25 protein-coding genes are annotated in these 22,511 nt (G+C 60.2%); 2 read left to right on the top strand and 23 right to left on the bottom strand.

What is annotated here, in order from left to right; translation table 11 throughout:
- Positions 1 to 222: 222 nt before the first annotated feature.
- Genes AC1DRJ_RS06640 through AC1DRJ_RS06625 form a run of 4 tightly spaced genes read right to left on the bottom strand, consistent with a single transcriptional unit; the run spans position 223 to position 2,528 of the window.
- Positions 223 to 501, bottom strand: a complete 279-nt coding sequence (locus AC1DRJ_RS06640; protein WP_477789175.1) for a DUF6953 family protein — start codon at positions 499 to 501, stop codon at positions 223 to 225.
- Positions 502 to 530: 29 nt separating this feature from the next.
- Positions 531 to 842, bottom strand: a complete 312-nt coding sequence (locus AC1DRJ_RS06635) for a (2Fe-2S) ferredoxin domain-containing protein (protein WP_477789176.1) — start codon at positions 840 to 842, stop codon at positions 531 to 533.
- Between the two features lie 19 nt (positions 843 to 861).
- Positions 862 to 1,758 carry a DMT family transporter gene (locus AC1DRJ_RS06630; protein ID WP_477801398.1) on the bottom strand — a complete coding sequence of 299 codons (897 nt, stop codon included), beginning with the start codon at positions 1,756 to 1,758 and terminating at the stop codon, positions 862 to 864.
- Entirely contained in the window at positions 1,758 to 2,528 is a 771-nt protein-coding gene (locus tag AC1DRJ_RS06625; protein WP_477801397.1) for an iron-containing redox enzyme family protein, read from the bottom strand. The genes AC1DRJ_RS06630 and AC1DRJ_RS06625 overlap by 1 nt, the downstream gene beginning before the upstream one ends.
- 131 nt (positions 2,529 to 2,659) lie before the next feature.
- On the opposite strand from AC1DRJ_RS06625, the gene AC1DRJ_RS06620 reads away from it, so the two are divergent.
- Positions 2,660 to 3,574 (top strand): LysR family transcriptional regulator, encoded by a 915-nt coding sequence (locus tag AC1DRJ_RS06620; protein WP_477789179.1) that lies wholly within the window; start codon positions 2,660 to 2,662, stop codon positions 3,572 to 3,574.
- Positions 3,575 to 3,694: 120 nt separating this feature from the next.
- On the opposite strand, the gene AC1DRJ_RS06615 is transcribed toward AC1DRJ_RS06620, so the two are convergent.
- The 19 genes from AC1DRJ_RS06615 to AC1DRJ_RS06525 all read right to left on the bottom strand — a co-directional run bounded on the left by AC1DRJ_RS06615 (position 3,695) and on the right by AC1DRJ_RS06525 (position 21,275).
- Positions 3,695 to 4,921, bottom strand: a complete 1,227-nt coding sequence (locus AC1DRJ_RS06615; RefSeq protein ID WP_477801396.1) for a beta-ketoacyl-ACP synthase — start codon at positions 4,919 to 4,921, stop codon at positions 3,695 to 3,697.
- Positions 4,921 to 5,649: a 3-oxoacyl-ACP reductase FabG gene (gene fabG, locus AC1DRJ_RS06610; protein WP_477801395.1), complete on the bottom strand. Its 729-nt coding sequence runs from the start codon at positions 5,647 to 5,649 to the stop codon at positions 4,921 to 4,923. The genes AC1DRJ_RS06615 and fabG overlap by 1 nt, the downstream gene beginning before the upstream one ends.
- Positions 5,646 to 6,107, bottom strand: coding sequence for a hotdog family protein (locus AC1DRJ_RS06605; protein WP_477801394.1), 462 nt, complete (start codon positions 6,105 to 6,107; stop codon positions 5,646 to 5,648). The genes fabG and AC1DRJ_RS06605 overlap by 4 nt, the downstream gene beginning before the upstream one ends.
- Positions 6,104 to 7,300, bottom strand: coding sequence for a beta-ketoacyl-[acyl-carrier-protein] synthase family protein (locus AC1DRJ_RS06600; RefSeq protein WP_477801393.1), 1,197 nt, complete (start codon positions 7,298 to 7,300; stop codon positions 6,104 to 6,106). The genes AC1DRJ_RS06605 and AC1DRJ_RS06600 overlap by 4 nt, the downstream gene beginning before the upstream one ends.
- A complete protein-coding gene (locus AC1DRJ_RS06595) occupies positions 7,297 to 7,779 on the bottom strand; it encodes a hypothetical protein (RefSeq protein WP_477801392.1) in 483 nt (160 codons plus the stop codon). The genes AC1DRJ_RS06600 and AC1DRJ_RS06595 overlap by 4 nt, the downstream gene beginning before the upstream one ends.
- Before the next feature lie 49 nt (positions 7,780 to 7,828).
- The gene (locus AC1DRJ_RS06590) at positions 7,829 to 9,076 is read right to left on the bottom strand and encodes an NAD(P)/FAD-dependent oxidoreductase (protein ID WP_477801391.1); all 1,248 of its coding nucleotides are present in this window, start codon (positions 9,074 to 9,076) and stop codon (positions 7,829 to 7,831) included.
- Positions 9,063 to 10,223 (bottom strand): sodium:proton antiporter, encoded by a 1,161-nt coding sequence (locus AC1DRJ_RS06585; protein ID WP_477801390.1) that lies wholly within the window; start codon positions 10,221 to 10,223, stop codon positions 9,063 to 9,065. Before AC1DRJ_RS06585 ends, AC1DRJ_RS06590 begins: the two co-directional genes overlap by 14 nt.
- Entirely contained in the window at positions 10,220 to 12,562 is a 2,343-nt protein-coding gene (locus AC1DRJ_RS06580; RefSeq protein WP_477801389.1) for an MMPL family transporter, read from the bottom strand. Before AC1DRJ_RS06580 ends, AC1DRJ_RS06585 begins: the two co-directional genes overlap by 4 nt.
- Positions 12,546 to 13,124 carry an outer membrane lipoprotein carrier protein LolA gene (locus AC1DRJ_RS06575; RefSeq protein ID WP_477801399.1) on the bottom strand — a complete coding sequence of 193 codons (579 nt, stop codon included), beginning with the start codon at positions 13,122 to 13,124 and terminating at the stop codon, positions 12,546 to 12,548. The genes AC1DRJ_RS06580 and AC1DRJ_RS06575 overlap by 17 nt, the downstream gene beginning before the upstream one ends.
- Before the next feature lie 146 nt (positions 13,125 to 13,270).
- Positions 13,271 to 13,696: an acyl-CoA thioesterase gene (locus AC1DRJ_RS06570; RefSeq protein ID WP_477801388.1), complete on the bottom strand. Its 426-nt coding sequence runs from the start codon at positions 13,694 to 13,696 to the stop codon at positions 13,271 to 13,273.
- The gene (locus tag AC1DRJ_RS06565) at positions 13,689 to 15,233 is read right to left on the bottom strand and encodes an HAL/PAL/TAL family ammonia-lyase (protein WP_477801387.1); all 1,545 of its coding nucleotides are present in this window, start codon (positions 15,231 to 15,233) and stop codon (positions 13,689 to 13,691) included. Before AC1DRJ_RS06565 ends, AC1DRJ_RS06570 begins: the two co-directional genes overlap by 8 nt.
- Positions 15,214 to 16,161, bottom strand: coding sequence for an LpxL/LpxP family acyltransferase (locus AC1DRJ_RS06560; protein WP_477801386.1), 948 nt, complete (start codon positions 16,159 to 16,161; stop codon positions 15,214 to 15,216). Before AC1DRJ_RS06560 ends, AC1DRJ_RS06565 begins: the two co-directional genes overlap by 20 nt.
- Complete coding sequence (locus tag AC1DRJ_RS06555) at positions 16,158 to 16,892, bottom strand: glycosyltransferase family 2 protein (protein WP_477801385.1); 735 nt, start codon at positions 16,890 to 16,892, stop codon at positions 16,158 to 16,160. The genes AC1DRJ_RS06560 and AC1DRJ_RS06555 overlap by 4 nt, the downstream gene beginning before the upstream one ends.
- A 131-nt stretch (positions 16,893 to 17,023) precedes the next feature.
- Positions 17,024 to 18,706 (bottom strand): ApeI family dehydratase, encoded by a 1,683-nt coding sequence (locus AC1DRJ_RS06550; protein WP_477801384.1) that lies wholly within the window; start codon positions 18,704 to 18,706, stop codon positions 17,024 to 17,026.
- The gene (locus tag AC1DRJ_RS06545) at positions 18,703 to 19,248 is read right to left on the bottom strand and encodes a COG4648 family protein (protein WP_477801383.1); all 546 of its coding nucleotides are present in this window, start codon (positions 19,246 to 19,248) and stop codon (positions 18,703 to 18,705) included. The genes AC1DRJ_RS06550 and AC1DRJ_RS06545 overlap by 4 nt, the downstream gene beginning before the upstream one ends.
- The gene (locus AC1DRJ_RS06540; RefSeq protein WP_007947135.1) at positions 19,245 to 19,499 is read right to left on the bottom strand and encodes an acyl carrier protein; all 255 of its coding nucleotides are present in this window, start codon (positions 19,497 to 19,499) and stop codon (positions 19,245 to 19,247) included. The genes AC1DRJ_RS06545 and AC1DRJ_RS06540 overlap by 4 nt, the downstream gene beginning before the upstream one ends.
- Before the next feature lie 9 nt (positions 19,500 to 19,508).
- Complete coding sequence (locus tag AC1DRJ_RS06535; protein ID WP_477801382.1) at positions 19,509 to 19,784, bottom strand: phosphopantetheine-binding protein; 276 nt, start codon at positions 19,782 to 19,784, stop codon at positions 19,509 to 19,511.
- Positions 19,762 to 20,574, bottom strand: coding sequence for a lysophospholipid acyltransferase family protein (locus AC1DRJ_RS06530; RefSeq protein ID WP_477801381.1), 813 nt, complete (start codon positions 20,572 to 20,574; stop codon positions 19,762 to 19,764). Before AC1DRJ_RS06530 ends, AC1DRJ_RS06535 begins: the two co-directional genes overlap by 23 nt.
- Entirely contained in the window at positions 20,550 to 21,275 is a 726-nt protein-coding gene (locus AC1DRJ_RS06525; RefSeq protein WP_477801380.1) for a beta-ketoacyl synthase chain length factor, read from the bottom strand. The genes AC1DRJ_RS06530 and AC1DRJ_RS06525 overlap by 25 nt, the downstream gene beginning before the upstream one ends.
- 356 nt (positions 21,276 to 21,631) lie before the next feature.
- On the opposite strand from AC1DRJ_RS06525, the gene AC1DRJ_RS06520 reads away from it, so the two are divergent.
- On the top strand, positions 21,632 to 22,402 hold the full coding sequence (locus AC1DRJ_RS06520; protein ID WP_477801379.1) for a ParA family protein: 771 nt from the start codon (positions 21,632 to 21,634) through the stop codon (positions 22,400 to 22,402).
- The last annotated feature ends 109 nt before the right edge of the window (positions 22,403 to 22,511 follow it).

The raw sequence follows: 22,511 nt of genomic DNA, 5'->3' as shown, positions 1-22,511 counted from the left end.
GGGACATTGAACCTAGCGCAAAGCCTCAACTCTGGTTGTGGGACGTTTCCGAAATGGAATACTCCACTTTCCGTTTGTGTCTGTTCGTTGCTTATGACCAGCGCCGAAATATCAGCGAAGTATTCACACCAGGACTCCAGTGCACCGCAGGCGTGGAGGGGGGCACTCAGATGTTTCGCGAGGCCAGGAATCCTGCTGCATCGCATCCGTCGGGATATTTTGTCAGCGGCTCACGCGCGTGCCAGTCGGATCTTGTGCGGTTCTTGGCCTCCATAGTTGAAAGCTTCGGCTCCATACCACGTACTCAGCAGTCAGTGTTTTGAAGGCTTCGAGTATCGGCTTGTTTACGGCCCAGTTTCCGTGGCGGTTTTGGTATACATAAGCTTCGCCGAACATCAGACGGATCTCCCGCGCCGCGAGGGCTTGCGGTAGAAAGTTCAGTTTTCGGTATTCGGCCAGCATCCACTGTGCGATGCACATGTCTTCATCTGTCCAGGTCATGGCGTGGATTCCTGCTGAAGGCCATTCGTTCAAAATTGCTGATCGGGGCGCAAAAGGTGTTGATCGAGAATGCGTTCAACCTGTTGCGGCGTCTTGCATGAGAACCACAAATTAGCGGGGTAAATCACCATGACCGGGCCGTGGTCGCAGCGGCCTAGGCAGCCCGATGCGTTGGCGCGCGATGTTCCCGGTTCACCCATTTTGGCGAGCTTGCGTTTTGCTGCGCTGAGCAGTTCATGAGCACCTGAGCCCGAGCAACTACGGCGCCCATCGGGGCGCAGATTGGTGCAAATCAACACATGGTGTTCGTAGGCCAGGGTCGGATTTTCTGCGTCATTCATAGGTGGTTACGACCTCTGTTCAAACTTTGTCGACAGGAACTGCGGCTTTAGAGGGTTCGAGATTGAGGGCGAGTACGCTCGTCAGCACAATGGCCGTTCCAGTGATGACCATGGCAGTAGGGCGTTCACTCAGAACTAACGAGGCCATCAACATCGCTGTGGGGGGAATCAGGTAAAGCGAAATGGACGCGCGGCTCACATTGCTCTGCGCCAGTACGTATGCCCACGCGAGGTACGCGAGGGCGCTGGGGAAGATGCCCAGAATGAGCACCGCGAGGTTGACCGAAGTTGAGGCATTTTGTGCTTGATTCCACAGCCCCGGGACATAAACAAGCAGCAGTACCGTGCCTGACCAAATCGTGTAACACACCATCGTCAACCCGTCATAACGATGGGAATGGCGTTTTTGCAAGGCGAAATACAGACTCCAGGACAACGCCGCCAACAGAATCAACAGCCCATGCGCGTCCAGTTCACCAAAACCACTATCCCCGGTGACTACCACCGCGGCGCCGAGTAGCCCGCATAGCACACAGATCCATTGCCAGCCGTTGACCCGATCTTTGAACGCGAAATGTGCCAATAACGTGCTGAACAGCGGCGTGGATTGTGCCAGTACGCTGGCGGCCCCGGCGCTAACACCTTGTTGGCCGTTGTTCAGGGCTATGTGGTGCAGGCTGACGGCAAAGAACCCCAGCACCGCCAGCAGTGGCAAGTCTTTCAGGCGAGGCAGGGAAATACGCATCACCAATGCAACGCCAGCCATGAACGTTGATGCGATGAGAAATCGCAGCAGCGCGAGATGACCGGGCTCATAGGCCTTTAGCCCGATGTGAATTCCAATGGGGGAATAGGCCCAGCAAAGGATTACAAAAATCACCGCCAAAGCGATTTTTATGCCGGGCCTTTTATTCATTAAGCCGTAACCTTGGACGCGGCCCGATTTTGCATGCTGGGCATGGCACGGGCTATACCGTCCCAGTACTGCTCGGTGATGTTCAGGAAGCTGTTGAACGAAGCGCTGACTTCCTCTATGTCCCGGTCGGTGGTGCATTCTTGAGTGGCTGCTTTCACCGCCTGAATCTTATGTTCTTTTTCTGCATCCCCGATGTGGATGTAGAAGTACTCGCAGTGCTCATGAAAATCGTCGTTATTGGCGTACAGGTGCTTATAGTTGCGTGCCCCTTCGTACAAACGGGTGAGCATCGAATAGGCCAGCCACTCTTGAGCCAACAAAGTGCCGAGCACATGGCGTGGATTGTTGTTATGGCCACCGTCGGTATAAAGACTCAATTGTTCGCGGCTAAACGTGTGGGTGCTTTCCAGCACAGGCAAAGCCGTGAGTTCGTCCATGCTGTACGGCCGATCAGCGAGACGGCTGAGAAGGTCGATGAGGTAACTTTCCAGTAAGGCAAGGTGGGCCTTTTCCGGGTTGCCGTAGCCCATTTCGGAGTACAAGTTTTTGACGATTTCGACTTGAGCATACAGGTCGTCAGTGCCCATAAATGATAGGGCAACCATACGAGAAGTCTGTGTGGTACGGGCCAGGTAGTTTCGAGCAAACACCTCAACGTCGGCGAGGGGCAGTGAGCCGCCCATCCACCGTCGATAGAACGCATTATCCAAGGCTTTGTGGGTAAAAACACTTTCGGCTAGGGACTGGATTTTCCGCTCAACTAACTCCATGAAAACTCCTGTTTATCGAGGGATAGGAAAGGGCAACGACGCACTGCAACGTGCGCCGGTTGAAGTATCAAAAACACCAGTGTTTACTACAAGTGACTTAAACTGAGCTGTCCATTCACTGTGGGTGAACGATGGAATTGTCCCAACTGCGTATGTTCAAGACGGTTTATGACGTCGGCAGCATCGCGCGCGCCGCCGAGTTGTTGCACTGCGTGCCGTCCAATATCACCGCACGACTCAAGTCCCTGGAGCGAGAGCTGGGTACACCGCTGTTTTTTCGCGAGGGTCGAGGGTTGCAGATCACTCCTGCCGGGGTGGTTTTTCTCGATTACGTGACGAAAATCCTGGGGTTGGCTGAAGAAGCTAAACGCGCGGTAGCGCCCACCAATACGCCTGGCGGTCCTCTGCGCATTGGCGCCATTGAATCCAGTGCTACGGGGCGGTTGCCACGGTTATTGGCCAAGTACCATGCGCTGTACCCGCAGGTATCGCTGGAGTTGAGCACTGGCACTTGGGCTCAACTGCTGGACGACGTTCAGCATCACCGACTTGATGGGGTGATCGTGGCGGTGAACATTGAACGCCCCGGTCTCGAGCGGGCAGTGGTGTACCGGGAAGATTTGATTCTCATCGCGTCCGAGTCGCATGGGCCATTACGCAAAGCAGCGGATCTGCAAGGTAAGGAAATTTTCATGTGGCCCCCGGGCTGTCCTTACCGGTTGGCGCTGGAGCAGTGGCTGTTGCGCCATGATCAGGTGTTGCCGATCGTCAGCATTGCAAGCTACGGCACCATAGTGGGTTGCGTCAGTGCCGGTGCCGGCGTTGCGCTGGTACCTCGCGGTATCTATGAGCAATACCGCCAAAGTGCGGGTTGGCAAGGATATGAGTTCCCGGAATTGACGAGTATCGACAACCTTTTTTATTGGCATGAAAACGCAGGTCGACACCCCGCTCGGGAGGCGTTTTTGGCGCTACTGCAGACTGAGTTCGAGGGCCCGGCGGCGTTGGAAGAAGGCGCTTGCGCGCCTCAGGTAGAACCAGACTGATGACTGCACCTTCACCAGACCCCCTTCAACGCAACCCGATGTGGCATTCATCGGTCTTGGGGGCCTTGCGCTCATTGCGCGTGTAGACGCTGACGATATCCTTGACCTTGAAGTTCTAAGTCACGACCAGCGCCGAAAAATCAGCGAAGTATTCACACCACCGAAGGCGAAGTTGTTGTTCATCACATACTGGTTACTCATCTGCCGAAACTCGCCGCGCAGGTAATCCAGCTTGCCGCAATGCGGATCGACCTCGTCGAGGTTCAAGGTGTGTGCATACAAATCGCGATTCATCATTTCAATGCTGAACCATGATTCCAGTGCCCCGCACGCGCCCAACGTGTGGCCGAGAAAGCTTTTCTGCGAGCTGATCGGCATGTGTTCGCCGAACAACGCGCTGGTTGCCAGTGTTTCGGCAATGTCGCCCTGTTCTGTCGCGGTGCCGTGGCCGTTCACGTAGCCGATGTCTGAAGGCTGAAGCCCTGCGTCTTCCAGGGCCAGTTCCATGGCGCGGCGCATGGTGAGCTGCTCTGGACGGGTAGTGTGCTGGCCGTCGGCGTTGCTGCCGAAGCCGACGAGTTCGGCGTGGATGCGCGCACCGCGAGCCAGGGCGTGCTCCAGCTCTTCAAGCACCAGCATGCCACCGCCTTCACCGATCACCAGGCCGTCGCGACCCTTGTCATAAGGACGTGGGCTGGTGTGCGGGGCGTCGTTTTTCAGGCTGGTGGCGTAGAGCGCGTCGAAGACCATGGCTTCGGTCGGGCACAGCTCTTCGGCGCCGCCAGCAAGCATCAGCGGCAGGCGGCCGAACTTGATCGACTCGTAGGCGTAACCGATGCCCTGGCTGCCGCTGGTGCAGGCGCTGGACGTCGGGATCAACCGACCGGTGAGGCCGAAGAAGATGCTGATATTCGCGGCCGTGGTGTGCGGCATCATCCGCACGTAGGAGTTGGCGTTCAGGCCTTCGGCCACCGAGTTGAGCAGCATGTTGCCGAACGCCTTGATCTCGTCGGTACTGCCGGTGGATGAGCCGCATGCGACGCCCATGCGCCCGTCCTTGATCGACTCATCGCCAAGCAATCCAGCATCGGCCAGCGCTTGCTCGGCAGCGCCCACCGCAAGCCGCGACACCCGGCCCATGCTGCGCAGTTGCTTGCGGGTCCAGTGGCTCGGGACCTTGAAGTCATCGATGGGGGCGGCCAGGCGCGTGTTAAGTTCGGTGAAACGATCCCACTCGTCCATGCGGCGAATGCCGCTGTGGTTGGCAGCGAAGTGGCCAGCGATGGTTTCCCAATCGCTACCCAGCGAGGTGATGCCGGCCATGCCGGTGACGACAACGCGCTTCATCAGCACAGGCCTCCATTGACGGCCAGAACCTGCCGGGTGATGTACGACGCTTCCGCCGACATCAGGAAATTCACCGCGCCGGCCACCTCTTCGGGGGTGCCCATGCGTTGTGCGGGGATCATTTTCATCAGTTCTTCCACGGGCACGTTTTCATCGAGCATGGCAGTGTCGATCAGGCCGGGCGCGACGCAATTGACGGTGATTTTGCGCTTGCCCAATTCAATCGCCAGCGCCTTGGCCGCGCCGATCAGACCGGCCTTGGAAGCACTGTAGTTGACCTGGCCGCGATTGCCGATCAAGCCGGAAACCGAGGTGATGCAGACGATTCGCCCGGCGGCGCGACGACGGATCATCGGCATCATCACCGGGTGCAGCACGTTATAGAACCCGTCGAGGTTAGTGCGCATCACCACATCCCAATCATCCTCGCTCAGCGCCGGAAAAGCACCGTCACGCGTCAGGCCGGCGTTGAGCACCACGCCGTAATAGGCACCGTGGGCTTCTACGTCGGCTTCGAGAATGGCTTTGCAGCTGGCGCGGTCGGACACATCGAATTGCAGGACGCGTGCATTGCGGCCCAAGGCTTCGATTTCACCCTTGACGGCGATGGCATCTGCCAGACCGTTGCGGCAATGCAGCACGATGTCATGCCCGGCCTGGGCCAGACGCAGGGCGATGGCACGGCCGATGCCACGGCTGGAACCGGTGACCAGTACGGATTCAGTCATGACTGGACTCCTTGGGGTTCATGAAGATATTGCGCGGCCTGAGGTGGACGATAGACGTTCAGGCGGGCGCTGGCGTGGATGCCGGGGGCGTTGATATGGCATTCGAACACGCCCATGCCATTGTCGTCTTCCAGCGAGCGAATGCCGTGGATGGTCAGTTCGGTGCCGGCCGGGAACTGCTCGACGTTGCATTCGAACTTACGGCTGCCGAGCAGAAAGCCCAACTCCACTGCATCACCGCGCTGGCGCGCACGGCAACCGGCGAATGCGGCGACGCTCTGGGCCATCAGCTCGATGCCGACCCAGGCCGGCAGGCTGCCATCGGGACTGTTGAACAGGCCGCCAGGTCTGACGATCAGGCGGGTGTGAATCTGCTCTTCATCGAACGCCAGAATCTGCTCGATAAGGATCATGTCGCCAGCGTGCGGCAGCAACTCGGCGAGCGTCCAGTCAATCATGGTGCGTCTCCGATAATCAGGCTGACGTTGTTGCCACCGAAGGCAAAGGAATTGCTCATCAGATAGCGAGGTGCAATGGACGTCAGGCGATCGGCCGGGGTCACCCAGTGCAAGGCGGGCAGCAGCGGGTCGGGCTGGGCGTCCCAGAGGTGCGGTGGCAGCGCGTGGTCGCGGTTGTCCGGGCTCAGGCTCAGCCAGCAGAACGCGGCTTCCAGGGCGCCAGCGGCACCGAGGGTGTGGCCGGTCATCGGTTTGGTCGACGAGCAGGGAACGCCTTGCGGGAACAGCGCCGTTACGGCGAGGCTTTCCATGGCGTCGTTATGCTGGGTCGCGGTGCCGTGCAGGTTCAGGTAATGGATTTGCTGCGGTTGCAGGTTGGCCCGATTCAGGGCTTTGCTCATGGCTTGCAGGGCACCCCGGCCGGTCGGTTCCGGCGCAGAGATATGGTGCGCATCGGAACTGGCGCCGCTGCCGAGCAGGGCGATGGCTTGGCCAGCTCCGGCGTTTTTGGTCATTAGAAACAACACGGCCGCCTCGCCGATGTTGATGCCGTTGCGGTTGACCGAAAATGGATTGCAGCGCTTCCCGGACACCGCTTCCAGCGCCGAGAAACCGTTGAGGGTCAGTTTGCACAAACTGTCGACGCCGCCGCACAACACTGCATCGCACAGGCCCAGATTCAGCAGCCGTTGGGCACTCATCAGCGCCCGAGCACTGGAGGTGCAGGCGGTGGAAATCACATAGGCCGGGCCACTCAATTGCAGCCAGTCGGCCAGAAAATTGGCCGGTGCACCGAGTTCTTGTTGCTGATAGTCGTACTCAGCAGGAAATTCGTGTTCGCGGATGTAATGGGCCAACCCACGGCTGGCCTCATCGATGCCCGAGGTACTGGTGCCCAGAATCACACCGATACGGTCACGACCGTAGGTCTGGATCGCCTGGTCAATCTCTGCACGAATTTGCAATGCGGCTTCCAGCAGCAATTGGTTGTTGCGGGTGTTTTGTTTTTCCAGCTCAACCGGGATCTGTGGCAGTTCACCGCTCACGGCCGCCACCGGCAAGGCGCGCTCCGGTACCCAGCCGGTCTCGGTGCGCAGGCCTGAGCAGTCTCCGGCAAACAGATTGGCGGTGACTTCGCGTTTGCCACGCCCCAACGCGCAGATCACGCCGAGGGCGTTCAGATAAGCCGTCATGGCGCTTCCCCGCTCAGTGGCGTGACTTGATACCGGGGCCCCTTGGGCAGGTTCAATTCGAAGGTCATGGGTTGTGAATAACTGACATCCCAGCGCTTGGGCAGGGAACGTTGATTGCCGTGCTGCCAGGCGGTGGGATAGTTGCCCGTCAGTTCATCCTTGGGGGTCAGGGCAAACAGTAATGCGGCGAAAAGCTCCCTGGCTTCCGGGTTGGGCGGCAACAGGCCGTCGGCCTGCCACTTGTCATCGATCAGGATCTGACGTGCCTGTGGAATGCCCAGCAAGTCCATCATCGACCAGCGAAGACCTGCGTCTTCCTGCTGGATCACCAATACCCAGTCCTGACGTTGGTCGGCCACCAGGCGCTGGATGTGCATTTGCAGGGGCAGCGTCAGGTTTGGCAGGTGCTCGGGCAGCGGTGCCCGGCTGGCGCAAGCGCTCAGCAACAGCAGGCACCCCAGGAGCAGAAAACGGGTCATCAAGCATTACCTTCAAGGGAATTGCGCCGCAAACAGGCGGTTCTGTCATTCATGTGACATCTCTTGCGCAGAGTTCTGACAACACCCGCAGCCGACGCTTGGGTTCACTGACGAACGGGTTGCGCTCGTCCCAGGCATAACCGGCGAGAATCGCGCTGATCATGCGGCGGATGTCCGGTGAGCTGCCTGGATGGTAGATCACATCCTGGAAGGTCCCGGCGTACCAGCCTTCGACGTAGCAGCGGAAGGTGTCGACGCCGCGCTTGAGCGGTTCGGCGAATTCGGTCTGCCAGTCGACGCGTTCCCCTTGCAGTTGGCGATGCAACACGCCGGCGGCCATGCTCGCCGAACGCATGGCGATGGTCACACCGGAGGAGAACACCGGGTCGAGGAATTCTGCGGCGTTGCCGAGCAGCGCAAAGCCCGGGCCGTGCAAAGTTTTGACGTTGGCTGAGTAGCCGCCGATGGTTCGTGCAGGGGTGTCCCACGCGGCATTTTTCAGGACGCCGGCCAGGCTTGGGGTTTCAGCGATGAACCCGCGCAGGCATTCGTCCAGATTCTCCATGCGGCCTTCGAAATGTTCGGCGGCTGCGACCACGCCCACCGAACAGCGACCGTTGCTGAACGGGATGGTCCAGAACCAGATGTCGCGATGGATGGGATGGGTGGTGATAAGGATTTTTTCCCGCTCGAAAGCCGGACTGTCGATGTGGTCTTCGATGTGGGTGAAAACGGCTTGGCGCACCGGAAAATTCGATGGCGCTTCAAGGTCCAGCAGACGCGGCAGCACCCGACCATAGCCGCTTGCATCCAACACGAAATCCGCTTCGACGCGGTACTGGCTGCCGTCTTCGCGCAGCACGTCGAGCTGCGGTTTCGGCAAGTCGAAATCGACGCTGACGATGGCTTCGCCATAACGAACTTCCACGCCTTGCAGCGCGGCCTGATCGGCCAGCAGCTTGTCGAAATCGGCGCGCTGCACCTGAAACGTGGTCGGCTTGCCATGGCTGAACGTGTCGCCGAAATCAAAGGCGCTGTACTGCTCACCCCAGGCAAACGCGGCACCGTTCTTGAGCTGGAAACCGGCTGCATTCACGGCATCGAGCATGCCGGCTTCTTCGACGAAATCCAGGCAATGCGACAATAGGCTTTCGCCGATGGAAAAGCGTGGGAAGTGCTGGCGTTCGATCATCAGCACATCGTGACCGTTGCGTTTGAGCAGCGCGGCAGCGATGGCACCCGAGGGCCCCGCGCCGATGACGACGACTTGTCGACGTTGCATTTCAACTGTTGGCACGAGGGCTCCTTGCCGGGGCGGCGATGTTCAGAGGGGGAGTGTGCATGCCGGCCAGAGCCGGCAGTAATGTCGCGATCAGGCCCATCACCATCAGCGCAAAGTACAGCGCCGGGCTGATGAGCTGTAGTTGCAGCAGCAGGTTGAGAAAAACGATTTCGCTCAAGCCACGAATATTCAGCAGCAGGCTTTCTCGCCAACGGCTGGCGCCTTCAAAGGAGGCACCGGCCCAGCCAAGTCCCAGCCAGTTGCCCAGTAATTTGCTGGCAATCGGCAACAGCAGCAGGGCGGCCAGTTGCAGCCAGCTCAGGCTGGAGATGGCGGCGTGTACGTTGATCTGCACGATGCCGAACGTGAGGATCAGCGGAATGGCGATCCAGGTTTGCAAACGGCTCATCCAGAGCGCCGGTATTGGCCACACCAGCGGCACTTTCAACGCCGCCATGCACAGCAGATAACCGATGCCGAAAATCAGCGCATTGAGCTTGAAATGCTCGGCGACCACCAGCAGTGCGAAGAAGCAGCCACTGTGCAGCAACGCCTGACGCAAACCGAGCAATCGCAACAGCACCGGCAGACATGCGCCGGCCAGCGGCAACAGAAGGCTGCTCAGGTGCAGGCTGCCTTGAGCGAGTCCGAACAGCGTCCAGCACGCCAGGTCGATGAGGATCGCAGTCTGCACCAGACGCCGGGTGGCGTCAGGCGGGTAGTTGATGTGCCGCAGGTACAAATACAACACCGGGATCGCCGTGATGGCGAATACCAGACCCACCGCCAGTGAACTGATCCACGGTTGTGCGGGCAGCAACCAGACCGCGGTCGCCAGCCCGCCAGCGAACGGAATGCAAAAACTCGGCAGGGCGATTTTCAGGCTCTGGCGATCCAGCCGCAGGTCGATCACGTCGCTGAGAATGTGCCCCAGTAGCAAGGCGAAGCTCAGGCTGTAAAGGTTTTTCAGCCATGCGGGCGAGATCAGGTCAGCGCCGCTGAGCTGCCAACCGGGTTCGATCCAGAAGTACATCAGCAGCGGCAGGCCGAACGTTGCCAACAGCAATTGGCTGACGATGGGGATCAGACCGAAATGACGGCCGACACGGGTGGCCACGGCGAACAACGCGAGGGCCATCAGCCAAAACAGGGCGGTCATCATGCTGCCGACTCCGTGACCGTAATACTGTGGACATGTCGTCCCGCCCACGGCGCCAGGATGAAACTGAAGGCCAGGCCCAGACTCACCGACAGGCCAAAATTGCTCACAGCCGGTGTGCTGGACACCGCGAGCAGACCGAACGACAGCCACGTGGTCAGCGCCGCCAGCAAGGTGCCCAGCAGGCTCACGGCCGCGCCGCCGACCTGTTCGCGCATGAGGATCGCGTAATCGACGCTGATCGCCGTCACCAGCAGTAGGCCAAACAGGCTGAACAGCGTCAGCGGTTGCCCCAGCCAGCCGAGACTGGCCAGGCTGCACAGCGCGGCGAGTAATGGCAGGGCGACGATGCGCAAGGCGCCACCGAGACCGAATGGCAGCATCAACACCAGTACGATCAACGCGCAGGAGGCCAGTTTGAGTTCCGCTGCACTGATCTGTGTTGCGGCGAAAACGCTGTTCAATTCACCGAGCCGGTCGACCAGTTCAACGCCTGGCAAATCCAACGCCTGAACGTGCAACAGGGCAGGGTCGTTCAGGCCTTGCAGGCTGACGATCGCCGCCACGCCACCGTCATCGGTCGGTCCCAGCCACAGTGGTCGATAGGGCTCAGCCAGTGGACCGAGCAGTGYGGTATCGATATCTTCGGCGGGCAACGCCCGTAATTTCGTCAACTCTGCGTGCAGCGCTTCTGCCGGTACGCCGACGTCGAGCAGCGGCTGCCAGAACTGCGGCAGTCTGCTCAACGCGTCATGCACTTGCTGTTGATCGCTCGGCTGGCTGACCAGTTGATTCAGCGACAGGTAACCCTGAAGTTTTTCCAGGCCGACCAACTGCTCCAGGCGCTCGCTTAACGCGGTCTGACGCTCAAGCAACTCTTGCTGATTGGCGCCGCGCACCAGGAAAAACTGGCTGGTCGGTTGAAACCCGGTGATGCGCGCAATGGTCCGCGCTTCGTCCGTCAATCGCTGTGGTGCGCCGATCCACTGGCGAATATCGTTTTTGCTTTCGAGTTGCAGCAGGCCGCCCACGCAGAAGGCAATCAGCAGTGCCAGCAGTACCGGCGTGTTGAAATGCTTGAGCAGTGCCTCACGCAGACTCAGCAAGGATTCACAGACGTGCAGCGGCCATTGCGCCGGACGGATATCCACACCCTTGAGCAATGCCGGCAGCAGGCAGACGGCGGACAGATAAGCGCCGAGCAAACCGGCGGCGGAGAACACGGCGATCTGGGTCAGGGCCGGGAACGGAGTCCACGCCAGCGCCAGGTAACCGATGCAGCTGGTGATCAGGCTCAACGTCAGCCCCGGCAGCGTCAGCCGCAATGCGGGCCAGCTGTGCCAGGGTTTCAGGCTCCAGCTTTTCGACAAATAATGCAGCGGGTAGTCGACAGCCACACCGATCAGGCTGGAACCGAGCACCAGCGTCATCACATGCATATGGCCAAACAACGCCACGCRGGCCACCGCGCCAAACAGCATGCCCACCAGTACCGGAACGAACGCGAGCAAAACCCGCCAGCGCCGAAAGACCAGTAACAGCAAGGCCAGAATGCCCAGTGTGGCGCCGCCACCGACCCACGTCATCTCGCGGGAGGCTTGTTGCTGACCGCTGGCGGCGTAGAGTAATCCGCTGGCAGCCAGTAGTTGTACGTCAGACTGAGCCGCTTGTTCGCGGCTGCGTTCAAGCAGGTCGGCCACTTGCAGCGGCAGGCTCATGTCAAACGCATTGCCGGTGGTTTTTGCTCGCAGCAGCACCCAGCTCTTGCCGTCGGCATCGGCGATCAAGGCGCCGCTGCCGATGTCCAGTTGTACGGTGCCGTGTTGTGGCTGGCTGTTCTGGATGCGCCCGGTCAGGCCCAGCCAGTCATCCTGGCTCGGCACCAGGCTGAACCCGGTGAACGGGTCGAACAGTGACTGTACCCGCTGCTGGATGAAGACGTCGGGATGTTCGATCAGTTGCTGGCGATCCGCCTCGGACAGCATCGCCACTCGACCTTGCAGCAGCTGTGTACGCAACGCAGGCAAGTCGGCTTGCAGGGTCCACTGGACCTTTTCGAACAAACCGCTGGCTTGCCATTGTTCGCCGAGTTTATGCGCCATGGCGATGGCTTGCTCGCGATCGTTGTGACCGACCAGCATCAGCAATTCGCGGTTCAGTGGTTCTTGCATGCGTTGTTCGGCACGCAGTTCCAGTGCGTCCGGCGCCGTGCCCGGCACCAGTTCCATCAGGTTGGCTGACAGCGGTGCGCCATCGCGCCATTGCCAACCGGCAAGCGCGAGCACTGCCAGCAGCAGTATCAGGAATAGCCATGGCAGCCTGCGTTCACTCGGCAAAGTCATGTTGCTCCGCAGTGCTCAAAGGTTGGGCGCTGGTGCTGTCCTGCATGCGCAAAAGCGTGCTGTCGCCTTGGGTTTCCAGCAGCTCGATGGTACTCACCAATTCGCCACCGGTGATGTTGATCTGGTTGAACACCTGCTTGAGCAATAGCGAATGCGGAATCAACTTCAGTTTCCAGTTTTGCGCATCACCACTCAATGAGAGCTCGAAGTCACGCTGTAAACCGCTGCTGTCGCCTTGCAGAACGGCGAGGAACAGGCGGTTCTGCTCGGCGCCTGCACTCTTGCCCGGTAGCATCTGCCAACTATTGGCATCACGCCGGGCAATGCCTTTGGCGGTGATTCGGTAATCCTGGTGCAACGGCGTTCTCAGCAGCCACAGCAGGCCATGATTTTTCGCGAGGACGAACGTGCCCTTGCTGGTCAGCGGCTGGGGCAGGGCGCGCAGGTGTTTTTCCTGGATGAAGTTGCCGTGGATCACTTCCGGTTTGGCCAGTTGATCGCTCAGTTGTTGCAGGTCAAAGGCGTGTGCGAGCGAAGAGAAGCCGAGCATCATCACAAACATGTAGCAGCTGCCGAGCCCGCGAGGCTGCGTCCGGCGGCGAAGCCGACGTAAAACCTGCACATGCGGTGCATCAGGCGAAACGCGAGGCGCCTGCTGCGCAGACGAACGCAGGCTTCGCCAGCTGCTACATAAGGTTTTCAGCAGGTTCATGCGAGCGTCCTTTCGACGGCGTCGGTAAAGACCTTCGGTGAGGCCAGTTGCATTTCGCGGCTGGCCATGTCGACGGCAACCTGCACCGAGCTGGCGCGAGTCAGGCGTTCGCCGGTTTCCAGGTCACTGATCAGGTAGTTGATCTTCAACCGGTTCTCCCACTCCACGAGATTGGCGCGCACGTTCAGCTTCTGGCCGAACACCGCGCCGCGCACGTACCGCAGTTGCAAGTCGATCACCGGCCAGGCGTAACCCGACTCGGCCATCGCCGTGTAGTTGTGGCCGATCTTGTCCAGCAGCGCACAACGGGCGATTTCCAGATACTTGACGTAATGGCCGTGCCAGACCACGTGCATGGTGTCGACGTCAAAGAACGGCACTTGGATTTCCGTATCGGTGTGAAGCACTCCCTTGCTACGCATGCAGCCTCCAGTGTTGCTCGGCAATTCGTTTCAGGCACAGGCGCAATTCGCCTTCCAGGGCACGATCTTCGATGACCGGCGGAAAGTCCTTGGCCAGCTCTTCGTGCATGGCGGCCAAGGCCGGCGGTAATGGGCGAGCGCCTTCTGCCTTGCTGCGCAGCCATACGCCTTGGTTGGCAGCGAGCAGGGTCGCGGCGGCGACCTGCTCGGTCAGCTCCAGCACGCGAATCGCATCGCGAGCGGCGATCGTGCCCATACTCACTTTGTCCTGGTTGTGGCACTCGGTGGAGCGCGAGAACACGCTGGCCGGCATGGTGTTTTTCAATGCTTCGGCGGTCCAGGCGCTGGTGCCGATCTGCACGGCTTTGAAGCCATGGTTGAGCATCGCCCGGTCAGCGCTGGCGCCGGAGAGATTACTCGGCAAGCCATGGTTGTAACGCTCGTCCACCAGCAATGCGAGTTGACGGTCGAGCAGGTCGGCGACGTTGGCCACCAGGTTCTTCAGACTGTCCATGGCAAAGGCGATATGACCGCCGTAGAAATGTCCGCCGTGCAGCACGCGCTCGGCTTCGGCGTCGATGATCGGATTGTCGTTGGCGCTGTTGAGTTCGATCTCGATGAACGAGCGCAGCCAATTCAGGCTGTCGGCCAACACACCGAGGACGTGGGGGGCGCAACGCAGGGAGTAGCGATCTTGCAGGCGGTGTAGTGGCGCGGTCGGTGCGTCGATCGCCAGATCCTTGCGCAGCCACGCGGCGACTTGCATCTGCCCTGGGTGTGGTTTGGTGGCGAACAAGCGTTCATCGAAGTGTTCCGGGTTGCCCTGCAACGCGACCACGTTCAGTGCGGTGATGCGCGTGGCCAGTTGCAGCAGGTAGTCGGCGCGAGCGAAGGCCAGGCAGGCAAGGCCGGTCATCACCGCAGTGCCGTTCATCAAGGCCAGCGCTTCTTTGGGGCGTAGCACCAATGGCTGCCAGCCGAGTTCGTGGTGGACGTCGGCGGCTTGTCGGCGCTCGCCGCGAAACTTCACTTCGCGCTCGCCGGACAGGGTCGCGGCTACGTAGGACAACGGCGTCAGATCGCCGCTGGCGCCCACCGAGCCTTCTTCCGGGATCAGCGGCAGGATGTCGTGTTCGAGGAACGCTTGCAGGCGCTCCAGCAGTTCCACGCGCACCCCGGACACGCCGTGACACAGCGACTGCAAGCGCGCGGCGAGCACCGCGCGAGTGGCCTGTTCGTCGAGCAATTTTCCCAGTCCACAGCCGTGAAAGGTATACAAATGACGGGGTAACGCCTCGACGTGATGCAGCGGCACCGCGACCACGCAGGAATCGCCATAACCGGTGGTCACGCCATAGATCACGCCTTCCTTGTCCAGCAGGGAGTCGAGGAATCGCGCGCCCTTGGCGATACGCTCGCGGTAAGCGGAATCGCCCTGCAACTGCGTCGGCACCTGACGGTTGGCCAGGGCCAGCACGTCTTCGATGCGCAAAGGGAGTTCGCCGAAGGTTACCGGCTCATGCGTTGGCGTCGTCATCGGTCTTCCAGAAAGGGTAAAAGTTGAACCATTGTTGGGGCGCTTCGAGGCAATAGTGACCCAGGCGCTCGGCGTAGCGGGACGCCCACTGATGAATGACCTGCTCACGGTCGCTGCGTTTCCACGCCACGGCCTCGGCGAACGGTTCGAGGGACACGCAATATTCGCCCGTCGGTTTTTTCAGACACATCAACAGATTGATCGGGCATTTCAACAAACCGGCCAACAACCATGGCCCCTGAGGGAACGCAGCCGGAAGGCCGAGAAAGTCCACGGTCACGCTGCGTCCGCCGTGCAGCGGCACGCGGTCGCCGGCAATCGCCAGCCATTCGCCGCGTTCAAGGCGCTCATGCAATTGCAGCATGATGACCGGGTCCAGTTCGCTGACCTGAATCAGCCGCAGATTGGTCGCGCCGGCTTCACCCAACAAACGGTTGAACTGCTCGGCGTGTTTGGTGTGCACGAGCACGTTCATCGTGACTTTTTCGCCGATTTCCGCCAGTGCGCGGCAGACCTCAAGATTGCCCAGATGCGCGCCCACCAGCATCTGCCCGCGGCTGCCACGCAGTTGATTGCGCAGCAGCGCCGGGTCGATGATTTCAATCTGGTCGATGCTCAGCTTGCCATTCCACACGTCGAGCTTGTCGAGCATGGAGTCGGCAAACGCCATGAACTGGCCGAACACGCGCCAATGGGTCGGGCGCAGTTCAGGGCGAGCGCTCCAGTCGGCTAGACGGTGCTGGTATTGCCAGGCGCTGTGGCGAGCACTGCGCCCGAACAGGAAAAAGTACAGGACGATGCCGTACAAAATCGGGCTCAACAGCCGCCGACCCAGTACTTTGGCACCGAACGCGGTGAGCTTCATCAGCCAGAAGCTGCCGCGCTCCTGGTGGTCGGCCCAGTGCTTCTTGTCTACGTCACTGCTCATGCTCGCCACCGTCGCCAGAGGATCACCGGAGCCCGTAACAACATGCCGAAAAACAGCCGGGTGTGCATGCTGGAGATCAGCACATTGTCGTGGAAGAGGCGAAAGTGCGAAACGCCGTCCAGCGGGTAATGCACCCGGGTCGGCAACCATTGCATTGCCTGATTACGCCAGGCCAGACGCACGAGGATGTCCGAGTCGAAGTCCATGCGCTTGCCGACTTTCGCCGAGTCGATCAGCGCCAGGGTGGGCGGTAACGGGTAGACGCGAAAGCCGCACATGGAGTCGCGAATCTGCAAGGACAGCGTGTTGATCCAGACCATCACGTGCGTCAGGTAGCGGGCGTACAAACGGCCTTTGGGCACACTGGCGTCGTATTGCGGGTAACCACAGATCACCGCGTCCGGGTGGAGGCGTGATTGTTCGATAAAGAGTTGCACGTCTTGCAGGTCATGCTGACCGTCAGCGTCCACTTGCAGCGCGTGGCTGAAACCCAGGCGTGAAGCTTCGCGCAAACCGGTCATGACGGCGCCGCCCTTGCCCTGGTTGGTGGCGAGGCGGATCAAGTTGACCCTTGCGCGCCGGGCCAGTTGGTCGAGCACTTTGGCGCAGGCTGGATCGCTGGCATCGTCCACCAGAATGCACGCCAGATCACTGGCGATCAGCGCGTCGACGACGGTGGTGATTGCGGTTTCGTGGTTGTAGACCGGGATCACGGCGCAGGGGTTATGCATAGTGGTTAACACCCGACGCATCGAGTTGATCCCATCGCGAACAGGCTCGCTCCCACAGGGGCGATGCGTCGTTCACACATCCAGTGTGGGAGCGAGCCTGCTCGCGATTGAGTGCGCAGCACTCACCAAAGTCAGGCATCGCCCGCAGCCTCCAGCAGAATCCGCCCACTGGAGCAGGTGGCGGCCTCATTGCGATACGCGAAATACAATTTGCTGCGTTCCGGGTCGAAGCGCAGGTGCAGCTGGATTTCGTCGCCCGGGCGCACCAATTGCTGGAACTTCAGCACTTCCATGCCGGCGAATTTGGCCGGCAGCTTCATCAATTGCTGGCCGAGGCTCAGCGCCCATTCCACCTGCACCACGCCGGGCAGTACCGGCGTTTGCGGGAAGTGGCCGCTGAAGTAAGCGAGGTCCGGCGGGACGGCCAGTTGCAGGCTCCACTCGCCCTCGACTTCCACCTGTTCGAGCACTTCGGGTGCCTTGACGCGGGGCGCGAGCAGCAAGGCTTCGACATCGGCCTGAGGCAGTTTGCCCTGAGCGTTCAGGGGCATTTGCCGCAGCAATCGCCAGCGCCGTGGCAGGGCAAGGGCTTCGCAATGCAGGCTCAGGTGCTGACGCAATCCTTGTGTGAGCGTACGTCGACCCTGATTGCGCAAGGCATGCAGGCCCGATTCGCTCAACACCAGCAGCGCTCCCAAAGAGGCGCGGTTCTCCTGGACCACGCCGAGGCGCGCTTCCTCCACCCAGTCATGCTCCGTTAGCGCTTTTTCCAGCATGGGCAGCGAGATGCGTTTTTCTTCAAGTTTGACAATCCGGTCCAGTCGTCCCAGCAATTGGAAACGGCCGTTGGCCTCGATCCGCGCGGCGTCAGCAGTGTGTTCGAGGTGGCCGGCGGGCAAGTACGCAGATTTGATCAGCAGCGCGCCGTCGCTGTCCTGGCTCAACTCGACGCCAGCAAACGGCTGCCAGAGATCGCTACCCTGACGCCAGGCGATGCCGCCGGTTTCGGAACTGCCGAAGATTTCTGTCGGCCATTGTTGTAAGCGTTGATGCAAGCTCTGCGCAGCCTCGGCGGGCAATGCACCGCCAGAGGAAAAAACTCGTCGTACGGCGCTCAAGGCCAGCCAGTCAAGGTTGTCACCCATGCGCTTGAGCAGCGCCGGGCTGGCGACCCAGGCGAAGGCCGGGTGTGCGCGACTGGCGCGCTGCAAGTCTTCGGGGAACGCCAGTTGCTTGCGCCCGAACGACCGCCCGGCGCACAACGGCCACAGCACCCGAAACAACAGCCCATAGATGTGTTGGGTGGCGACGCTGCCGATAATGCACGCCTCGCCCAGGTCAGTTCCCCAGAGCTGTTCCAGCGCGTGAACTTCATTGGCCAGTTGGCGCAGGGTTTTGTCGATTCGCTTGGGTTCGCCGCTGGAGCCGGAGGTACAAAGGCTCAGCTGGCAGGTGTCCAAATCCAGTGCGGCACCCGCGAGAGGCGGATGACCGTAATCACTAAGATGCGCGTCATCGGTCAGATCGGTCAGCCACAGATCGACTTCGCTGGACCAGCGCTGGCGCGTTTGCGGTTGTAGATCGGCAGGCAGCAGCACGCTGACGCCGGCGCGCCAGGCACCGAGCAGGGCAATCGCCAGATCGGCGGCGTCTTCAAGGTGCACGGCGATGCGCTGCACACCGTGGGCTTGCAGGCCGGCCGCGAGGCGCAGGGCCTGGTCGCACAGCTGTGCATGATTCAACGCCGGTTCGGCCGTTACGGCGCGTTCCGGATGAGCCTTGAGCAACAGTTGCTCAAGCTTTATCCAATTCATGAGTGGCCTCTTACCCGTTGTCGTATCAGCCATTCAATGGCAAACAGCAGGCCCATCAATCCGTAGGAAATCAGGCCGGTGTACAACATCCACCAACTTAGCGGCGCCCAAAGGGTCAGGGCCGCGGCGAGCAAGCCGTTAAAGATGAAAAACACACACCAGACAATCGTCACCTGGCGCGTATAAATAATGGCCTGGGTCGGCAAGTGCGGTTCACGCAGGCGCGCCAGGCGTTCGACCATCGGCGGGCCGAATTTGAGGCTTAGGCCAAACAGCCCGAGCATGAACGCACTGATCAGCACCGGGTACCAGCGCAGCAACAGCGGGCTGTTGAACAGCGCCAGCAACACGCAAAAAGCTATGGCTATGGTCGCCATCCACAGGCTGCCCGGACGGCGCGTACCGAACAACGCCCGGGCCAGCCACAGGCTGCCCAACAGCAGGCCAAACTGCCATGGAGCAAAATGCTCCATGCCGAAATACACCGCGAAGGGGTACAACAGGCCCGCGAGCAGCAGGCCAAGGCCGATCAGTCGGCTCATGCGGCGGGTTGAACCAGGCGATAGACCGCCTCGACCACGTCGCTGACAGTACGCACTGATTTGAATTCTTCGGCGGCGATTTTCTTGCCGGTCTGGCGCTTGATGTGATCGATCAGGTCGACGGCGTCGATACTGTCGATTTCCAGATCTTGATACAGGTTCGATTCGAGGCTCACGCGTGCCGGGTCAAGCTCGAAGAGTTCGACCAAGGCATCGCGCAGGGTGTTGAAAATGTCGTCACGAGTTTGCATGGTCCGGTCTCAAGCTGCCTGTTTTGCAGTGACGAACGCCGCAAGGCTCGCCACGTTGGTGAAGTGATTGCGGGTATCTTTGGCATCGGCGTCGATTTTGATGCCGTATTTTTTCTGGATCGCCAGGCCGAGTTCCAAGGCGTCCACCGAATCCAGACCCAGGCCTTCGCCGAACAGCGCCTGATCGTTGTCGATGTCGTCGGCACTGATGTCTTCAAGGCCGAGGGCATCGATGATCAGTTCTTTGATTTCCAGCACCAGGTTATTCGTGTGCAGATCGCTCATCTTCGGCGAGCTCCTTAATAAAGTAAGTATGCAAATAATCGTTGAGCTTGCGCGAGGCCTGAGGGGGCGGGCCACTCGCGGCGAAAGCCTGCGGGTCTATATCGGTCCCGACGCGGAAACTGAAGTGCACGCGGCGTTTCGGGATCCGATACCAGGGCTCGGCCTTGGTCAATGTCGTCGGGCTGACCTTGATGATCACCGGGGTGAGGATTTTCGCACCGCGCAGGGCGATTGCCGCGCCCCCCCGATGAAAGGCTGGTGCCTCGCCTGGCGGGGTGCGTGTGCCTTCGGGGAAGATGATCAAGGTTTGACCGCTTTTCAGCGCGTCGGCAGCGGCGTCGAGCATGTCCATGCTGCCATCATTGCTGATGTATTCGGTGCGGCGCAGCGGGGCGCGGGTAAAGGGGTTTTCCCAGAGGCTTTGTTTGACGACGCAGTTGGCGTGACGCACCAGGCCAATCAGAAACACGACATCGATCAGCGAGGGGTGATTGGCGAGAATCATTTGCCCGGGGCGCCCGAGCTTTTCCGCGCCCTGGATGTCGTAGGTCAGAACGCCGGCGCGGGCCATGAACCGGATAAATAGCCAGAAGCATCGGCTGACGGTTTGTCGCGCGCGCTGACGGTGGGTCAGGGGATCACCGGGCAGGCAATTGAGCAACGGGAAAACCACCATCCGCAGGCACAGGCCGCCCAACCCGAACAGGGTGAAGCTTGCGGCAGTGGCCAGCAGGCGCCAGTAATAGGCGTCGCGGTTTTTTTCGGTTACGGGGTGCGATGCCAGGTCCATACACGATTCTTCCAGGCATGTTGGCAGGTGGTTTGCTGGCCGAGCAGGGTACGCAACAGATTCAGGGCATGGGGCCAGTGGGCGTTGGACAACCTTTGCGTCGTACTGTTCAGGGACAGCAGCCAGTCGGTACCGGGGGTCAGCAACAGGGCGACCGCATAGGGAAACGGTACATCGTCGATCCATGTTTCGTAGGCGTCGGGCGGTTGTTCTTCGGTGACGATCAGCAGGACGGCAGGTGCGCCTTCTTCCAACATCGCCGCGGCCTCTAGCATGCCGTGTTCAAGCCCGTCACCAGCTGCGGCGAGGGCCGTCATTTCGCTGGTTTCGCCGCGCATGATCGACCAAAGGCCAATGACGGCGTTGTGCACGGACAGGCTGAAGTGAGTCGGCGACAACGGTTGGCCGGCGGCCAGGTCGCTGAGGATTTCGAAGGTGCGCGGGGTTTCGCCATGGCGGGAAATAAAGACCAACGGCAGGTCCCGGCGGCCTTCGGCCAAGGGCCAGCCGACACTGAATGCCATTCGCGCCAAACGGCTGAGTCGCCGGCGCTGCATGGCGGGCAGAAACGACACGTCGGGGGCGGCATCGCTGCTCGCAAGCACGACCGGCTGTCGGCTCCATGCCTGCCAATCGTCCACGCTTTCGAGCCCGGGAGCCCACGCGCGCCATTGGGCGATGTTGAAGTTGATCACAGACATACATCCCGCCCCAACGGGGCTTCTTTGACGCGGTGAGTCGCACAGGCAGCGACAGACCTTACGTGACGCGTAGCGCCGAGTGGCGCGCATTATCCCGGTGCTGCGGGTGCGTAGCAAATGCTGGTTACATTTTGTGCAGTCAAATGTACCGTCCGGTTCGGCGATAGGTATCGATTAGCCATTATCCACAGTGTGAAGTACATGGATGTCGGCCTTTGCCCGGATCAACGGAGGTTGCTGCTGTTTTTTCCTACGGAAATGGGAGTTGTCCGTGTAGTCCTGTTCCGCCGAGGTAGCTAAGCGATGCGCTGGAACACTACACTCGGTCATTCTTGGATACACGGAGAGGTTTTGACATGCGGCGCGTGGTGTTTAATCAAAAAGGTGGCGTGGGCAAATCCAGTATTGCCTGCAATCTGGCGGCGGTCAGCGCCAGTGAGGGTTATCGCACCTTATTGGTGGATCTCGATGCCCAGGCCAACTCCACTCAATACCTGACAGGCCTCACCGGCAATGACATCCCGATGGGCATCGCCGACTTCTTCAAGCAAACCCTGTCATCCGGGCCGTTTTCGAAGAAAAGCCAGGTCGACATCTACGAAACGCCCTTCGAGAACCTGCACGTGGTCACCGCCACCGCCGAGCTGGCTGATTTGCAGCCAAAGCTTGAGGCTAAACACAAGATCAACAAGCTGCGTAAGTTGCTTGAGGAGCTGGGGGAGGATTACGACCGGATCTACCTGGATACACCGCCCGCACTTAACTTCTATGCGATTTCAGCGTTGATTGCCGCCGATCGCGTACTGATTCCCTTCGACTGCGACAGCTTCTCGCGTCAGGCGTTGTACGGCGTGCTGGCGGAAATCGAAGAACTCAAGGAGGACCACAACGAAGGCCTGGAAGTCGAAGGGATCGTGGTCAACCAGTTCCAGGCCCGTGCGAGCCTACCCCAGCAGATCCTGGACGAATTGATTGCCGAAGGTTTGCCGGTATTGCCGGTGTACCTGGCCAGTTCAGTGCGTATGCGTGAATCTCACCAGGCCAACACGCCGCTGATCCACCTCGACCCCCGGCATAAACTGACCCAGCAATTCGTCGAGCTGCACAAACTGCTGGAAAGTGCCTGATTCCTGCTCACACCGCCGAACCCCTGTGGGAGCGAGCCTGCTCGCGATATCGGAGTGTCAGTCGACATAATTATTGACTGTTACTCCGCTATCGCGAGCAGGCTCGCTC

This window comes from Pseudomonas sp. P5_B2 (assembly GCF_056400445.1).
Note: the sequence above shows the minus strand (reverse complement) of the source record. Positions and strands in the feature narration are given on the sequence as shown.

Bases quoted from the DNA above. Each gene is read 5' to 3' on its own strand.
- AC1DRJ_RS06640 (WP_477789175.1), bottom strand. From the start codon at position 501: ATGACCTGGACAGATGAAGACATGTGCATCGCACAGTGGATGCTGGCC.
- AC1DRJ_RS06635 (WP_477789176.1), bottom strand. From the start codon at position 842: ATGAATGACGCAGAAAATCCGACCCTGGCCTACGAACACCATGTGTTG.
- AC1DRJ_RS06630 (WP_477801398.1), bottom strand. From the start codon at position 1,758: ATGAATAAAAGGCCCGGCATAAAAATCGCTTTGGCGGTGATTTTTGTA.
- AC1DRJ_RS06625 (WP_477801397.1), bottom strand. From the start codon at position 2,528: ATGGAGTTAGTTGAGCGGAAAATCCAGTCCCTAGCCGAAAGTGTTTTT.
- AC1DRJ_RS06620 (WP_477789179.1), top strand. From the start codon at position 2,660: ATGGAATTGTCCCAACTGCGTATGTTCAAGACGGTTTATGACGTCGGC.
- AC1DRJ_RS06615 (WP_477801396.1), bottom strand. From the start codon at position 4,921: ATGAAGCGCGTTGTCGTCACCGGCATGGCCGGCATCACCTCGCTGGGT.
- fabG (WP_477801395.1), bottom strand. From the start codon at position 5,649: ATGACTGAATCCGTACTGGTCACCGGTTCCAGCCGTGGCATCGGCCGT.
- AC1DRJ_RS06605 (WP_477801394.1), bottom strand. From the start codon at position 6,107: ATGATTGACTGGACGCTCGCCGAGTTGCTGCCGCACGCTGGCGACATG.
- AC1DRJ_RS06600 (WP_477801393.1), bottom strand. From the start codon at position 7,300: ATGACGGCTTATCTGAACGCCCTCGGCGTGATCTGCGCGTTGGGGCGT.
- AC1DRJ_RS06595 (WP_477801392.1), bottom strand. From the start codon at position 7,779: ATGACCCGTTTTCTGCTCCTGGGGTGCCTGCTGTTGCTGAGCGCTTGC.
- AC1DRJ_RS06585 (WP_477801390.1), bottom strand. From the start codon at position 10,223: ATGATGACCGCCCTGTTTTGGCTGATGGCCCTCGCGTTGTTCGCCGTG.
- AC1DRJ_RS06575 (WP_477801399.1), bottom strand. From the start codon at position 13,124: ATGTTTGTGATGATGCTCGGCTTCTCTTCGCTCGCACACGCCTTTGAC.
- AC1DRJ_RS06570 (WP_477801388.1), bottom strand. From the start codon at position 13,696: ATGCGTAGCAAGGGAGTGCTTCACACCGATACGGAAATCCAAGTGCCG.
- AC1DRJ_RS06565 (WP_477801387.1), bottom strand. From the start codon at position 15,233: ATGACGACGCCAACGCATGAGCCGGTAACCTTCGGCGAACTCCCTTTG.
- AC1DRJ_RS06560 (WP_477801386.1), bottom strand. From the start codon at position 16,161: ATGAGCAGTGACGTAGACAAGAAGCACTGGGCCGACCACCAGGAGCGC.
- AC1DRJ_RS06555 (WP_477801385.1), bottom strand. From the start codon at position 16,892: ATGCATAACCCCTGCGCCGTGATCCCGGTCTACAACCACGAAACCGCA.
- AC1DRJ_RS06550 (WP_477801384.1), bottom strand. From the start codon at position 18,706: ATGAATTGGATAAAGCTTGAGCAACTGTTGCTCAAGGCTCATCCGGAA.
- AC1DRJ_RS06545 (WP_477801383.1), bottom strand. From the start codon at position 19,248: ATGAGCCGACTGATCGGCCTTGGCCTGCTGCTCGCGGGCCTGTTGTAC.
- AC1DRJ_RS06540 (WP_007947135.1), bottom strand. From the start codon at position 19,499: ATGCAAACTCGTGACGACATTTTCAACACCCTGCGCGATGCCTTGGTC.
- AC1DRJ_RS06535 (WP_477801382.1), bottom strand. From the start codon at position 19,784: ATGAGCGATCTGCACACGAATAACCTGGTGCTGGAAATCAAAGAACTG.
- AC1DRJ_RS06530 (WP_477801381.1), bottom strand. From the start codon at position 20,574: ATGGACCTGGCATCGCACCCCGTAACCGAAAAAAACCGCGACGCCTAT.
- AC1DRJ_RS06525 (WP_477801380.1), bottom strand. From the start codon at position 21,275: ATGTCTGTGATCAACTTCAACATCGCCCAATGGCGCGCGTGGGCTCCC.
- AC1DRJ_RS06520 (WP_477801379.1), top strand. From the start codon at position 21,632: ATGCGGCGCGTGGTGTTTAATCAAAAAGGTGGCGTGGGCAAATCCAGT.